The organism is Haloferax prahovense, assembly GCF_000723845.1.
Classification (GTDB): domain Archaea; phylum Halobacteriota; class Halobacteria; order Halobacteriales; family Haloferacaceae; genus Haloferax; species Haloferax prahovense.
In genome coordinates this window covers 212,399-225,126 of sequence record NZ_LK053001.1, presented here as the reverse complement: position 1 = coordinate 225,126, position 12,728 = coordinate 212,399, and the positions used below count along the sequence as shown (strand labels likewise).

General features: G+C 67.7%; 16 protein-coding genes. 4 read left to right on the top strand and 12 right to left on the bottom strand.

Features of this window, described 5'->3' with window-relative positions:
- Positions 1–2 precede the first annotated feature (2 nt).
- Genes BN984_RS16075 through cbiT form a run of 10 tightly spaced genes read right to left on the bottom strand, consistent with a single transcriptional unit; the run spans position 3 to position 7,418 of the window.
- Positions 3–380, bottom strand: coding sequence for a DUF3209 family protein (locus BN984_RS16075; RefSeq protein ID WP_008097013.1), 378 nt, complete (start codon positions 378–380; stop codon positions 3–5).
- Between the two features lie 2 nt (positions 381–382).
- Positions 383–1,603 (bottom strand): CbiX/SirB N-terminal domain-containing protein, encoded by a 1,221-nt coding sequence (locus BN984_RS16070; protein ID WP_049968716.1) that lies wholly within the window; start codon positions 1,601–1,603, stop codon positions 383–385.
- Positions 1,600–2,271 (bottom strand): hypothetical protein, encoded by a 672-nt coding sequence (locus BN984_RS16065; RefSeq protein ID WP_049968715.1) that lies wholly within the window; start codon positions 2,269–2,271, stop codon positions 1,600–1,602. The genes BN984_RS16070 and BN984_RS16065 overlap by 4 nt, the downstream gene beginning before the upstream one ends.
- The gene (locus BN984_RS16060; RefSeq protein ID WP_008097009.1) at positions 2,268–2,522 is read right to left on the bottom strand and encodes a ferredoxin; all 255 of its coding nucleotides are present in this window, start codon (positions 2,520–2,522) and stop codon (positions 2,268–2,270) included. The genes BN984_RS16065 and BN984_RS16060 overlap by 4 nt, the downstream gene beginning before the upstream one ends.
- Position 2,523: 1 nt before the next feature.
- Positions 2,524–3,504, bottom strand: coding sequence for a precorrin-3B C(17)-methyltransferase (cobJ, locus tag BN984_RS16055; RefSeq protein WP_049968714.1), 981 nt, complete (start codon positions 3,502–3,504; stop codon positions 2,524–2,526).
- Positions 3,505–3,507: 3 nt separating this feature from the next.
- Positions 3,508–4,365: a precorrin-3B C(17)-methyltransferase gene (locus BN984_RS16050; protein WP_049968713.1), complete on the bottom strand. Its 858-nt coding sequence runs from the start codon at positions 4,363–4,365 to the stop codon at positions 3,508–3,510.
- Positions 4,362–5,330: a cobalt-precorrin 5A hydrolase gene (cbiG, locus tag BN984_RS16045; RefSeq protein ID WP_049968712.1), complete on the bottom strand. Its 969-nt coding sequence runs from the start codon at positions 5,328–5,330 to the stop codon at positions 4,362–4,364. The genes BN984_RS16050 and cbiG overlap by 4 nt, the downstream gene beginning before the upstream one ends.
- A complete protein-coding gene (cobM, locus tag BN984_RS16040) occupies positions 5,327–6,163 on the bottom strand; it encodes a precorrin-4 C(11)-methyltransferase (RefSeq protein WP_008097005.1) in 837 nt (278 codons plus the stop codon). The genes cbiG and cobM overlap by 4 nt, the downstream gene beginning before the upstream one ends.
- A complete protein-coding gene (locus BN984_RS16035) occupies positions 6,160–6,867 on the bottom strand; it encodes a cobalt-factor II C(20)-methyltransferase (protein WP_049968711.1) in 708 nt (235 codons plus the stop codon). The genes cobM and BN984_RS16035 overlap by 4 nt, the downstream gene beginning before the upstream one ends.
- Positions 6,864–7,418: a precorrin-6Y C5,15-methyltransferase (decarboxylating) subunit CbiT gene (gene cbiT, locus BN984_RS16030; RefSeq protein WP_049968710.1), complete on the bottom strand. Its 555-nt coding sequence runs from the start codon at positions 7,416–7,418 to the stop codon at positions 6,864–6,866. Before cbiT ends, BN984_RS16035 begins: the two co-directional genes overlap by 4 nt.
- 170 nt (positions 7,419–7,588) lie before the next feature.
- Between cbiT and BN984_RS16025 the strand changes: the two genes are divergently transcribed.
- The 4 genes from BN984_RS16025 to BN984_RS16010 all read left to right on the top strand — a co-directional run bounded on the left by BN984_RS16025 (position 7,589) and on the right by BN984_RS16010 (position 9,592).
- Complete coding sequence (locus BN984_RS16025) at positions 7,589–7,774, top strand: CbtB domain-containing protein (RefSeq protein WP_008097001.1); 186 nt, start codon at positions 7,589–7,591, stop codon at positions 7,772–7,774.
- Between the two features lie 2 nt (positions 7,775–7,776).
- The gene (locus tag BN984_RS16020; protein WP_049968709.1) at positions 7,777–8,631 is read left to right on the top strand and encodes a CbtA family protein; all 855 of its coding nucleotides are present in this window, start codon (positions 7,777–7,779) and stop codon (positions 8,629–8,631) included.
- Positions 8,631–8,972: a (2Fe-2S) ferredoxin domain-containing protein gene (locus BN984_RS16015; RefSeq protein ID WP_049968708.1), complete on the top strand. Its 342-nt coding sequence runs from the start codon at positions 8,631–8,633 to the stop codon at positions 8,970–8,972. Before BN984_RS16020 ends, BN984_RS16015 begins: the two co-directional genes overlap by 1 nt.
- Before the next feature lie 125 nt (positions 8,973–9,097).
- On the top strand, positions 9,098–9,592 hold the full coding sequence (locus tag BN984_RS16010; protein ID WP_008096998.1) for an Lrp/AsnC family transcriptional regulator: 495 nt from the start codon (positions 9,098–9,100) through the stop codon (positions 9,590–9,592).
- 57 nt (positions 9,593–9,649) lie between these two features.
- Here BN984_RS16010 and BN984_RS16005 read toward each other — a convergent pair whose 3' ends face one another.
- Positions 9,650–11,062 (bottom strand): APC family permease, encoded by a 1,413-nt coding sequence (locus tag BN984_RS16005; RefSeq protein WP_008096997.1) that lies wholly within the window; start codon positions 11,060–11,062, stop codon positions 9,650–9,652.
- A 260-nt stretch (positions 11,063–11,322) separates the two neighbouring features.
- On the bottom strand, positions 11,323–12,702 hold the full coding sequence (locus tag BN984_RS16000) for an NAD-dependent succinate-semialdehyde dehydrogenase (protein ID WP_049968707.1): 1,380 nt from the start codon (positions 12,700–12,702) through the stop codon (positions 11,323–11,325).
- Positions 12,703–12,728: the final 26 nt, after the last annotated feature.

The following is a 12,728-nucleotide window of genomic DNA, read 5'->3' as shown; positions in this document are numbered from 1 at the left end:
GCTCAGTCCTCGACGGGAAAGGCGTCGTGGAGCGTGTGGTGCGCCTCTCCGAGGTCGTCGAGGAACGCATCGGCTCCCTCGCGGATGCGGCGAAGCGACCGCTCTGCGTCGCGGACGGCGACGAGCCGTCCCCGGAGGTAGCCCGATTGCGGGTCGTCGTCGTCGATTCGCGTCGCCTCTTCTTCGAGGTCGACGAGCGCGGCGTCGAGATGCCGCTGGGCCTCGTCGAGGGTAGTCGCGTTCGCGAGCGCCTGAATCGGGCCGGCGTCGTCGAGGTAGTCCTCGAGTTCGGCTTCCGCGTGTCGCTTCGCGTGTTCGTCGGTCGTTCCGGTGATGTTTAACAGCGCGAGTCGGAGCGCTTCGAGTTCTGCGCAGGCCATGATTAGAGTGATTGGTGGACGAGGTTCGAGACGATGCGGTCCCGTTCGAGGTGGGACGAGACGATGCGGTCGGTGTCGTCGGGCGTCACGCCGCCGTACCAGACGCTGTCGGGGTAGACGGCGACGATCGGGCCGTCGCCGCACTGGCCGAGACACGAGCTTCGAGAGACGTGCACGTCGCAGTCATCGGCGTCGCGCACGCCCTGTCTGAGCTCTTCGAGGACGGTCGCCGCGCCGCTGGCGGCGCAGGTCTGGTTCGTGCAGACCGCGACGTGTTTCTCGGGGGCGTCGTGGACGTGCGGGTCGTCGTCGACGTCGCTTCGGTCGGCGTGTTCGGCCTGATGGACGAGCGAGCGGAGCATCGCGCGAGCGCCGCCCTCATCGTCCTCGTAGCCGGCGAGTTCGACCTTGTACTTGCAGGTGTCGCAGGACATCTCGACGCTCCCCGAGCGGGCCTCTCGATACCGGTCGGCGAGCGTCTCGACCACCCGGTCGTCCGTGCCGAGCGGTCCCGATGCGCCGGCGTCGACGTAGGGGTACTCCTCGTCGAACGTCTCGGCCGTGTCCACGATTCGCCCCGTCAGCACGCCGTCGCCGAGCATGTACGGGAGGACGACGACCGCGTCCGGGCGGTCCTTGGCGACGGTGTGAAGCGTCTCCTCCAACCGGGGCGTGGTGACGCCGATGAACGCCGATTCGACGCGGGTGAACCCGCGGCCCTCGTACAGCAGGCGCGCCAGTTTGTGCACGTCACCGTTCGAGTCGGGGTCGCTCGACCCGCGGGCGCAGAGCACGACCGCCACGTCGTCGTCCTCGCGGTCGACGCCGAGGTCGGACTCGACCGCCCGCGCCCGCTCGTCCAGCAGGTCGACGAGCGAGGGGTGGATGCCGAGGTGCGACCCGAACCGGAACTCGGTGTCGTCGTGGGTCGCGCGGGCCCGCTGGACCGCCAGCGGCACGTCGTTTTTGACGTGGCTCGCGGCGAAAAGTGAGAGCGGGACGACGGTCATCGTCCGGCAGGTCGGTGCCATCGTCTCGATTGCGTCGTCTATCGAGGGCTCGGCGAGTTCGATGTACGCCGCGTCGACCGGAACCGACAGCCGCGACTCCAACTTCGCGGCGAGCGTCCGCACCTGCTCGTTAGACTCCTCGCGGCGCGAGCCGTGGCCGACGAGGAGGACGGCGTCGTCGTCGAGCGCTGGGTCGGGCCGTTCGAGGCTCATGCGTTCTCGGCCTCTTCGAGACTGCGGACGAGCTTTCGGCGCCGCGTCGGCGCGAACAGGCTCGTCTCGTCGCTGCCCTCGTAGACCCACTCGCCGAAGCCGGCGGCCGCGTCGTCGTCGATACCGAACCAGTAGCCGCCCGACGAGGTCTCCTGAATCGGGCCGGTCGGCGCGTCGACCGGACAGGCGTCGAGCAGTCGGTCCACGGTGTCGAGGAGCGCCCGGTCGTGGTGGACGAACGAGATGCCGACCGTCCCCGCCGAGGACTTGAAACAGACCGTCCCGCAGGATTCGAGGAGCCCCCGAAGGAGCTGTTTTCGCCGGTCTTCGAACACATCGAAGCGGTAGCCGCCGGCGTCGTCACCGACGGGGAGACCGAACGCGGCGCTCGCGCGTCTGACCACGTCGCCTTCGACCATGACGTGGTACTCGTCTTTGACGCGGGTGACGGCGGTGTTGTGCGCGTATTCTCGCTCCGTCTCTCGGCGGTCGATGTCGCCGCCGCCGGCGATGGCCGCGAGGCGGTTCGCGCAGGTCTCGTCGTCCGTCAGCGCCGTGAACTGCCCCCGCTCGACGCGGCCGCCGCCGGCGACGTGGCCCCACAGGTAGGCCGTCTCGGGCGCGCTCTTCAGGAGGTCGTCCGCAGGGTCGACGCCGGCGTCGCTCACGCGTCCACCTCCCGTACCGAAATCGCGCCGGGCGGACAGGCTCGCGCCGCGAGTGTCGCGTCGTCATCCGCCTCGGCGTCGCCTTCGAGGAGGGCGACGACGCGTTCGTCGCTGCGCTCGACGCGCACGACGCCGGCCGCGTCGGGGTCGATCGTGGCGAGCCCGTCGTCGTCCTCGACGAACCGCCCGTCGCGGGCGAGACAGGCGAAGATGCCGTCGCAGGCGTCTCGGTCGATTGCGATTTCGAACATCTCAGTACTCGTACTTCTGCTCGTAGCCCCGCGGCGTCACCATCCGGTCGTCCCAGACGTACGTCTCCTCGTTGCCGACCAGAAGCGTCGTCGTCATGTCCACGAGGTCGGTCTCGCCGAGGTCGGGCAGTTCGCGGAGTTCGACGATTTCGACTTCCTCGTCGTCGCGGCCCGCGCCGTGGACGATGCCGACCGGCGTGTCGGGCGCGCGGTGTTCGAGGAGAATCTCGCAGCACTTCTCGTAGTTCGCCCGGCGCTTGCGGCTCCACGGGTTGTAGATGGCGATGGTGAAGCCCTCCTTGGCGGCCGCGTGGAGGCGCGACTCGATGGTCGGCATCGAGGTCAAGTGGTCCGAGAGGCTGATGGTCACGGTGTCGTTGACGAGCGGCGCGCCCAGCCGGGCCGCGCAGGACTGCGCCGCCGGGACGCCCGCGACCACGTCGAAGTCGACCATGCTCGCGGTCGCGCCCTTCGATTCGAGGATTTCGAGCGCGAGCCCGGCCAGCGCGTACACGTTGGGGTCGCCGCTCCCGACGATGGCCACGTCGTTGCCGGCGAGCGTTCGGTCGACCGCCTCCTCGGTCCGAGAGACCTCGCCGCACATCGGCGTCGAGTAGATGTCGTCTGCGCCCTCGACGATGTCGTCTGGGAGGAGTTCGATGTAAGTCGTGTAGCCGACGATGTGGTCGGCCTCGCGGAGGGTGTCTTTCGCCAGCGTGGTCATCTCGCTCGCACGACCGGGACCGAGGCCGACGGCGACGAGTTGCCCCGGTTCGCCGTCGAAGTCCTCGATGGTCGCTTCGACCTTCTCGGCGGTCTGTCCCTTCTTCGAACCGCCCGAACTGCCGCCGCACTTCGAAGCAGCGTCGCCGTCGCCCTTCGAGGACGACGCGCCACACCTCGATTCTGAGTCGGCTGCGTCAGTCGATTCCGCCGTCGCTCCGCCGCACTTCGATTCGGATTCCGTGTCTGATTTGCTCATGCGTTAGAAGTCGTCGACGTCGCGCCCGCCGCGGGGCGTGACGAGATACGTTTCGTAGTCGTTGCTCCAGGGTTCGGTCTCGTGGGTGCCGATGAGAATCGAGGTTCCCATCCCGCCCACGTCGTCGTCGTGGGCTTTCGCGTCGCCGAGGGTCGTCACCGAGAACGTCTCGTCGTCCAGATTGCGGCCCGCCTCGCCGCGGCCGGCGTCGTTGAAGATGCCGACCGGTACGTCGTCGGCCCGCTCCTCGCGGACCACGTCGATGGCGCGTTCGTAGTTCCGCCAGCAGTTGTACAGGACGATGACGAAGCCGCTGATGGCGGCCGCGCGCAGTTTCTCTTCGATTTCGTCCCAGCCGCGCCACTTGTCGGACAGCGAGACCGTACAGAAGTCGTTCGACAGCGGCGCGCCCATCATGGCCGCGCCGCCGAGCGCCGCGGTGACGCCGGGGACGATTTCGATTGGCACGTCGGTCGCCTCGTCCGTCTCCGCCATCGTGAACACGAGGTCGGACTTCCCGTAGACGTTCGGGTCGCCGCCGGAGACGTGGACCACGTCCTCGCCGTCGCGGACGCGCCCGAACGCCTCGCGGGTCAGTTCGACCTGCTTTCCCATCGACGAGCGGACGACTTCCGGCCCCTCGTCGCTTTCTTCGGGTGGGAGCGTTCCGTCGTCGCGAAGGAACTCCTGATAGAGGTTCGAAGCGACCACGCAGTCCGAGGTCGAAACGAGTTCCTTCGCCCGCTGGGTCATGTGGTCCGGGAGGCCCGGGCCGATGCCGACGACGTAGAGCGTCCCGTAGTCGTCGGGCACCTCGTCGCGGCCGCTGGAGCCGGACGCCGGTTCGCCGCCGTCGCTCATCGTCCCACCGCCACGGTCACGGCGTCGTCGTAGCGCCGCTTTTCGACGACCAGTTCGTGGTCGCGGCCGCCGGCGATGGCGCTCGCCTCGGCGATGCCGGGCCAGCCGATGAGTTCCTTCGACCGCGAGGGCGTCGGCCCCTCGAACTCGGAGAGGGTCTCCTTTTCGAAGTAGACGACGCCCGCGCCGATTTCCTCGGCAGCGTCGAGCATACCGGGTTCGTCCGCCTTTCGCGTGCCGGTGGCGACGAACTCCACGTCGTCCCAGTCGCGGTCGGCGTCGTCGAGCGCCCGCTCCCACGCCGTCAGGAACTGCGCTTTCTTCGCGCCGGAGACGCTCCCGGTCCCGAGGACGACGCCGTCGTCGCCGTTGCGCTTCAGGACTGTCACGTCGTCGCCGACGAGGACCGCCTTCGGGCCGTCGAGTCGGGCGACCGGGCCGAGTTCGTCGTTGAGGACGGCGAGGTTCGTCGCCACGGTCGAATCGCCGTTGACGACGTGGGAGTCGAGCGCCTTCGCCTTGCTCTCGACGCCCTGTTTGCCCGCGGCCTCCGAGGCGGTCGTCATCGCCGGGACGGCCCCGAGTTTCGAGAGGTCGTAGGCGACTTGGTTCGCGCCGTGGTGGCCGCCGGTGAGCGGAATCGCCCACGTCAGTTCCTCGTCGACGACGACGACCGCCGGGTCCTCCCACTTGTCGTCGAGGAGGCCCGCGGTCTTCCGCATGGCGATGCCGCTGGCCATGAGGCCGACGAAGCAGTCGTACTCGCCCCAGTGGTCGGCGAACACGTCGCCGTGGTAGGTGAGCACGTCTATCCGGTCGTAGTCGTCCGCGAGGTCGCGCTTGATTTCTTCCGCCGTGTCGAGCTTTCGTTCGAAGCTGACGATGGCGATTTCGTCGGCGACCTCGCCGTCGCTGTCGGGAGTACTACAGTGGCCGCTTTCGGAGTCTGTCGAGTTGCCGCTCATTGTGTCTGCCCCTCTGTTTCAGAATCGGGTTCGTCGTTCGGCGCGTCGCCGCCGCGGGCCCAGTCGCCGTAGAGGAACGACCGCTCGTAGTTCGAGCCGTTCACCGCCTCGCCGATGATGACGAGCGCCGAGGCGCGGTAGCCCGCGTCTTCGACCCGCTGGCCGATGGTCTCGATGGTCCCCTCGATAACGTCTTCGTCAGGCCACGAGGCGTGGTAGACGACCGCGACGGGCGTGTCGGGGTCGTGGCCCTCGTCCAGTAGTCGGTCCATCGTCTCGGCGACGGCGTGGGTGCCGAGGTAGATGCAGACCGTGGTGTCGCCGAAGCCGACGAAGTCGCCGATGTGGTCTTCCTCGGGCGAGAGCGTCCGACCCCGCGGTCGAGTGAAGACGACGTGGTTCGAGACCTCGTTCAGCGTCAACTGGGTGCGGAGCGTCGCGCTCGCGGCGAACGCGGAGGTGACGCCGGGGACGAGGTAGCTCGGAACGCCCGCCTCGGCTAGCGCGTCCATCTGCTCCAAGGCGGCCCCGTAAATCGCCGGGTCGCCGCTGTGGAGTCGGACGACGGTCCGGCCCGACTCGTAGGCCTCCGCCATCAGGGGAATCAGCTCTTCGAGGTCCTTGCCGACGCTGTTGACTCGTTCGGCGTCGGCGCAGAACTCGTCTAAGAGCTCGCTGTTGACGAGCGACCCCGCGTGAACCACGAGGTCGGCGTCCTCGACGAGTTTTCTTCCGGCGACAGTGAGCAGGTCCGGGTCGCCCGGTCCCGCGCCGACGAAGGGGATTCCCTCCTCGTCGGTGAAGCCGGTGTCCGCGTCGCCGTCGACGCTCACGCCGACCCTCCCGATTCGACGCCGTCGAACGCGGCGGTCGCCACCTCGCGCTCGACGCCCTCGCGCTCCGCGTAGGCCAGCGTGTAGTAGTCGCGCTCCGCGAGTTCGTCGGGGTCGTCGGTGACGACCGTCTCGCCTTGCTCCATGAACAGGCGGCGGCCGAACCGAACGTCGTAGCCCGCCTCGGTCAGTTTCTCGTGGGTCGTCGGCGCGTCGGTGACCTTGAACAGCACCATGCGGTCGGGGCCGGTCGGCGCGGAGCCGTTCGCGGCCTCGCGGAGCGCGAGCCCTGTCCCGGACTCGATTTCGACGCCGAGCACGGTCGTGAAGGCCGTCATCGCGCTCACGCCGGGGACGACTTCGAGGTCGACCTCGGGGTGGAACGCGTCGAGGGTGCGGCGGAGGTGCCCGAACGTCGAGTAGACGTTGGGGTCGCCGAGGGTCACGAACGCCACGTCCTCGGACTCGGCGCGGGCGGCCACCTCGGCGGCCGCCTCCTTCCACGCGCGGCGGAGTTCGTCGGGGTCGCGCGTCATCGGGAAATCGAGGTCGCCGATACGCTCCTCGGGGACGTGGTTCAGCGCGACCGTCCGCGAGAGTCGGCCGGGCGAGTAGACCACCGCCGCCGATTCGAGCAGGCGTTTCCCCTTGACGGTCACGAGGTCGGCGTCGCCGGGGCCGAGACCGATGCCGTAGACGGTCATAACCCCTCCGCGTCGCGTCGGCCGACGACGACGTAGACCGGGTTGTTCGACCGGAAGCTCGTCGCGCCGGCGAGTTCGTAGCCGTGGCTCACCTGCAGCTGGACGACCTCCGAGAGCAGGTCGCGCTCGCGGAACGCCTCGATGGCGTCGCCGGCGGGCTCGACCCGCGAAACGTTCATCACGACCCGGTCCACGCCGGTCTCGACGGCGTGGTCGAGGACGGCCTCGAAGTTTCGACTGCCACCGATGAACATCGCGTCGGCGTCGGCCGGGAGGCCGTCGGGAGCCTCCGCGTCGCGGAGCGTCACGTCGGCGTCGTACTCGTTCGCCCCGAGGTTCTTCCGCGTCACGTCCAGCCGCTTCGGTTTCCGTTCGACGGCGGTCACGCGCTCGACCCGCCGGGCCGCCTCGATGGTGACCGAGCCGGTACAGGAGCCGACGTCGACGAAGTGGTCCGTCGGCCGCAAGCCGAGTTTGTCGAGCGTGACCGCTCTCACCTCCGGTTTCGTGGGTCCCGCCTTGGCGTCGTGCGGGAGCGTTACCTGTGACATTCGACTCGACAATCCGGGCGCGGTTTGAAAACAATTGTGCTTGGAATACAGCAAATTAACTTTCATAAAATCGCCCCGCCGAGTTATTAAATCTAAGTTGTCGAAACACAATCTGGCTTGTCTTCGAAAGTTTTACAACCGGACTTGGTTTTCATCAATCTGAGTTTATCATGGCTACGGCGAACACCGTCAACGGCCGAATCGAACGCGCCCGAACCGAACTGTCTCCCACGCAGATGGCCGCGGGACTCCTCTTCATCGCCGCGTTGGGCTTTACGCTCCTGTTCGTGCAGGACCCGCTCGTCCACGACTCGCTGCACAACTTCCGCCACGCGGCCGGTATCGCCTGCCACTGACGATGTTCGCCGAGTACCTGACGCGGGGAGTGAAGGCGGGACTGGTCGCCGGACTGGTGTTCGGCTTGTTCATGGCCATCGTCGCCAACCCCCTCGTCGCCTACGCGGACGAACTGAACCACGCCGCCGTCGAGGAGAGCGCCCACAGCCACGAGGCGGAGAGCGCCCACAGCCACGAGGCGGAGGGGACTCACAGCCACGAGTCCGACGGCGCTCACAGCCACAAGTCCGGAGGCACCCACGCCGGCGAAGGCGGCGGCCATCACGACACCGCGGTGTCGATGGCGGTCACGAAGGCCGTGAGCGTCGCGGCCGGCGGGCTGTGGGGCGTCGTGCTCGGCGGCGCGTTCTTCGGGGTCGCGTTCTTCTTCCTCGAACCGGCGATACCCGGTCCCGACGCCGCGAAGAGCTACCTGATGGGGTTCGCAGGATTTGTCACCGTCTCGGGCGCGCCGTGGCTGGTCCTCCCGCCGGCCGCGCCGGGCGCGGAGCAGTCGCTTTCGGCGGCGACGCGGCTCCCGCTCTACGCCGGGATGATGCTCGCCGGGGCGCTCGCCTGTCTCTCGGCCGGCTACGCCTACGTCCGCCTGCGCGAGTCGAGCGGCCTCGTCGCGGCCGCCGTCGGTGCGGTCGTTCCGTTCGGTCTGCTCGCGGCCGTCGCCGTCGTCGCCCCCGATAACGCGGTTCACGGGGCGCTGTCGCCGACGCTCGAAACCGGACTCGCCGGACTGTTCGCCTTTGGACAGCTCCTCTTGTGGCTGGTCCTCGCGGCGGCGCACGCCCAGTTCCGGTCGTCGGGCGAGTCCGAGTCGGCGACCCCGATTGCGGGCCGGGACGCGGCTCCCGCGGCCGACTGATGCGCGACCGAACCGACGAGGTCCGCGAGCACGGCTTTACCGACCACGTGCTGGTCTGTACGAACAGCCGAGAGTCCGACTACGCCGACTGCGCCGAGGCCGACGGCACGGCGGTGTACGACGCGGTGACCTCGTGGTTGCGCGACCGTGGCGTCTTCTGGTCGCGGGTCCACGTCGCCGAAACGAGCTGTCTCGGGCTCTGTAGCACCGAGGGGGCCGCGGTCGCCATCCACCCGCGAAACCGGTGGTACTCCGACGTTCGTCCGGACGACGTGCCGGCGCTGTTGGCCGACGAGTTCGGTCCCGACGCGTCGAACCTCGGCGTTCGACCCAATCGCTGACCGTCTCGGCGACGACCTCCGGCGTCTGCGCCGCGCCCGTCTCACCACCGTCTTGCCGCTATCTCCGTGACGAGGCCGGGATTGGACGCAGAACAATAATATCGTTGCACTTCTGATTACGGTTCATGGACGAGAAGGACCTTCGAATCCTCAAGGCTATCGGGACGCTCGAATCGGGGAGTCCCGACCGGATAACCGAGGAGACCGGCATCCCGAAGTCGACCGTTCACTACCGCCTCGAACGGCTCCAAGAGCAGGGAATCATCAAGAACGACATCTTCGACATCGACTTCGAGAAGGCCGGACTGAATCTCACGCTCATCACCGAGGTCTGGGCCGAGTACGGCTCGGAGTACCACAAGGAGGTCGGCGACAAACTCGGCGAGGTGCCCGGCGTCAACCAGGTGTATTTCACGCTCGGCGACACCGACTTCGTCCTGATTTCGCACCTCGCCTCGCGCGCGATGGTCGAGGACCTCATCTCGGAGTTCGAGGAGATAGACGAGATTTCGCGGACGAGTTCGACGTTCGTCATCACGACCATCAAGGACGAGCCGAACCCGCTGAACGACTACGAACTCGAAGAACTGAAAGACGCGCTGCTTCCCGACGTGTCGTAACGCGGTCCGCGTCGCATCCGAATTCTACCGCACCGCGCTTCGACCGCCGGAGGCGGCTTAGTCTTCGAGTTGCTGGGCGCTCAGGTGCGCCTTGGCCTCCGTCCGGGTCGGAAGCCCGCCGGCGACGGCCAACAGGACGACGCCGAGCAGGCACCAGCCGCCGACCATCGCCCACTCGTAGGGCCACGCCAGCGCCGAGGGCGAGCCGGGGAGGTAGAGGCCGACGAAGAACACCGTCAGCAGCAGGCCGAGCGCGCCGACCGCGTAGCCCGCCGGGAGCTTGAACGGCCGGTCGAAGTCGGGGTCGCGGTACCGGAGCACGAGGAACGAGACGACGACGAGGAACCACGCCGACACCATGCCGAGGCCCCCGGCGTTGACGACCCACACGAGCATCTGCTCGCCGAACAGGGGCGCGAGCGCCGCGAGGCCGCCGACGAGCACGATTGCGGTCGACGGCGTGTCGTGGTCGTCGTGAATCGTCGCGAGCCGCTCGGGGAGCATGTTCGAGTCGGCCATCGCGTAGATGGCGCGACTGGCTCCGAGGACGAAGCCGTTCCAGCTCGTGAGGATGCCCGCGAGGCCGGCCAGCGCCATGATGCGGCCGATGGTCACGCTGTCGAACGCGATTTCCATCGCCGTCGCCGCGGGGAGCGAGCTCTCGACGAGCGTCGCGCCCGTGGCGACCTGTCCGGCCGCCCAGATGACGGCGATGTAGAACGCGGCGGCGCAGGCGACCGAGAGGCCGATGAGCCCGCCGAGGAGCTTCGGCGACACGTCGGCCTCGCCCGCGGCCTGCGGAATCACGTCGAAGCCGACGAACATGAACGGCGTCATGATGGCGACCGTGAACACGCCGCCGATGCCGGCTCCCGCGAGCGGCGGCGACGACGGCGAGGTGCCGTTGAACAGCGCGCCGAGGAGGAGCGTCAGGCCGGACAGCGTGATGACGAGCGCGAGAATCGCCTGGAACTGCGCGGCCGGGCGGACCCCCCGGTAATTGAGGTACGTGATGACCACGGAGCCGATGACGCCCGTCGCCACCCACGTGCCGTAGACCGGCTGGCCGGCGACCGTCCAGAGTTCGAACACGTTGAAACCGGGGACGATGTACGCGAGGGCGCTCGGGAGCGCCACCGCCTCGAACGCGACGACGCTGATGTAGCCGAAGATTATCGCCCACGTGCAGACGAACGAGCCGGCCGGCCCCAACGCCCGCATGCTGTAGACGTGTTCGCCGCCGACGAAGGGCATCGCCGAGGCGAGTTCGCCGTAGATGAGCGAGACGACGAACACCATGAACCCACCGAGGACGAACGCCGAAATCGCGCCGGTGACGCCGCTCTGGTCGATGAAGTACCCCGTCTGTACGATCCAACCCCATCCGATCATCGCCCCGAGCGCGAGCACGAACACGTCGCGCTTCGAGAGGACGCGTGAGAGTTCTCCTGTCATGGTTATGATTGACATCACCACATTCTAACTTATTCACTATATATCTTACTGTGTTCAATTTTTAGAGGAAATAAGGAACACAGTTCAATAGAGAACCATGGTCTGGAACGACAAACTGGCCGACGATTCACCGGAAAATCGGCAAACGGCCGGCGGTTCGAATGGTAGTCAACTCGCAGAATCGAAAAAAAGCGTCCGCGTTCGATTCGGTTCGATTCGCCTTCCGGGCGTCGCCGCCGGTGTTGTCGCGGCTGTCGCGCCGAGTTCCTGTTCGGTTACTCGTCGGCGGGCGCGTCCTCGACCCAGACCGTCTTCGTGTTGACGAACTCTCGAATCCCGTGTCGGGAGAGTTCGGTCCCGTAGCCCGAGTTTTTCGTCCCGCTGAACGGGACCCGCGGGTCCGACGCGACGATGTGGTTGACGGCGACGTTGCCCGCGGTGAGCCTCGTCGTGAGCGCCTCGCCGCGTTCGGCGTCGGCCGTCCAGACGCTCGCGCCGAGGCCGAAGGGCGTGTCGTTCGCCACGCGGACCGCGTCCTCCTCGTCTTCGACCCTGATGACGGTGGCGACGGGACCGAACAGTTCCTCGGTCCTCGCGGGCGCGCCGTCGGGCACGTCGGTCAGCACCGTCGGCGGATAGTAGTGGCCGGGTCGGTCGAGCGGTTCGCCGCCGAGTCGGAGCGTCGCGCCGGCGTCGACGGACGCCGTGACCTGTTCGTGGAGCGTCTCCATGAGGTCTGCTCTCGCCTGTGGCCCCACATCAGTCTCGGGGTCCGTTGGGTCGCCGACGGTCAGCGCGCGCATCTCTTCCGTGAAGCGTTCGACGAACTCGTCGTAGACGCCCTCGTGGACGAGGAAGCGCTTCGCGGCGATACACGACTGGCCGTTGTTCTGGGTTCGTGCCCGTGCGGCCTGCTTCGCGGTCGCTTCGAGCGGCGCGTCGTCGAGGACGATGAACGGGTCGCTCCCGCCGAGTTCGAGCACCGTCGGCTTGAGTTCGCGGCCGCTCGTCTCCGCGACGGCCCGCCCGGCGCGGGTGCTTCCGGTCAGACTCACGCCCCGAACCCGGTCGTCTTCGATGACGCCGGCGACGCGCTCGGCGGGAATCTGCAGCGAGGTGAACACGTCGTCGGGGTAGCCCGCCCGCTCGAAGACGGAGGCGATGGCGTCGGCACAGCCGAAGACGTTCGGCGCGTGCTTGAGCACGGCGACGTTGCCGGCGGTGATGTGCGGGGCCGCGAACCGGAACACCTGCCAGAACGGGAAGTTCCACGGCATCACCGCGAGCACCGGGCCGATGGGCTCGGAGGAGACGTACGTCTTCGACCCCGGCACGGTGCCGATGTGCTCGTCCTGCAGGAACTCGGAGGCGTGTTCGGCGTAGTAGTCGCAGACCCACGCGCACTTTTCGACCTCGGAGACCGCCTGCGCTATGGGCTTGCCCATCTCTTCTGTCATCAGGCTCGCGTACTCCTCGCTGTGCTCGCGCAGCACGTCGGCCGCGGACGCGAGCAACTTCTCGCGCCGCGAAATCGGGGTCTCGCGCCACGATTCGAACCGGTCCCACGCGGCGTCCAAGCGCGCGTCGACCGTCGCCTCGTCGTGTTCCTCGTGCGTCTCGATGACTTCCTCGGTTGCGGGGTTGATGGATTTCATGGTCGGCTCTCGGGAGCGCGGCGGTC

Bases quoted from the DNA above. Each gene is read 5' to 3' on its own strand.
- BN984_RS16075 (WP_008097013.1), bottom strand. From the start codon at position 380: ATGGCCTGCGCAGAACTCGAAGCGCTCCGACTCGCGCTGTTAAACATC.
- BN984_RS16070 (WP_049968716.1), bottom strand. From the start codon at position 1,603: ATGAGCCTCGAACGGCCCGACCCAGCGCTCGACGACGACGCCGTCCTC.
- BN984_RS16060 (WP_008097009.1), bottom strand. From the start codon at position 2,522: ATGTTCGAAATCGCAATCGACCGAGACGCCTGCGACGGCATCTTCGCC.
- cobJ (WP_049968714.1), bottom strand. From the start codon at position 3,504: ATGAGCAAATCAGACACGGAATCCGAATCGAAGTGCGGCGGAGCGACG.
- BN984_RS16050 (WP_049968713.1), bottom strand. From the start codon at position 4,365: ATGAGCGACGGCGGCGAACCGGCGTCCGGCTCCAGCGGCCGCGACGAG.
- cbiG (WP_049968712.1), bottom strand. From the start codon at position 5,330: ATGAGCGGCAACTCGACAGACTCCGAAAGCGGCCACTGTAGTACTCCC.
- BN984_RS16035 (WP_049968711.1), bottom strand. From the start codon at position 6,867: ATGACCGTCTACGGCATCGGTCTCGGCCCCGGCGACGCCGACCTCGTG.
- cbiT (WP_049968710.1), bottom strand. From the start codon at position 7,418: ATGTCACAGGTAACGCTCCCGCACGACGCCAAGGCGGGACCCACGAAA.
- BN984_RS16025 (WP_008097001.1), top strand. From the start codon at position 7,589: ATGGCTACGGCGAACACCGTCAACGGCCGAATCGAACGCGCCCGAACC.
- BN984_RS16020 (WP_049968709.1), top strand. From the start codon at position 7,777: ATGTTCGCCGAGTACCTGACGCGGGGAGTGAAGGCGGGACTGGTCGCC.
- BN984_RS16015 (WP_049968708.1), top strand. From the start codon at position 8,631: ATGCGCGACCGAACCGACGAGGTCCGCGAGCACGGCTTTACCGACCAC.
- BN984_RS16010 (WP_008096998.1), top strand. From the start codon at position 9,098: ATGGACGAGAAGGACCTTCGAATCCTCAAGGCTATCGGGACGCTCGAA.
- BN984_RS16005 (WP_008096997.1), bottom strand. From the start codon at position 11,062: ATGTCAATCATAACCATGACAGGAGAACTCTCACGCGTCCTCTCGAAG.
- BN984_RS16000 (WP_049968707.1), bottom strand. From the start codon at position 12,702: ATGAAATCCATCAACCCCGCAACCGAGGAAGTCATCGAGACGCACGAG.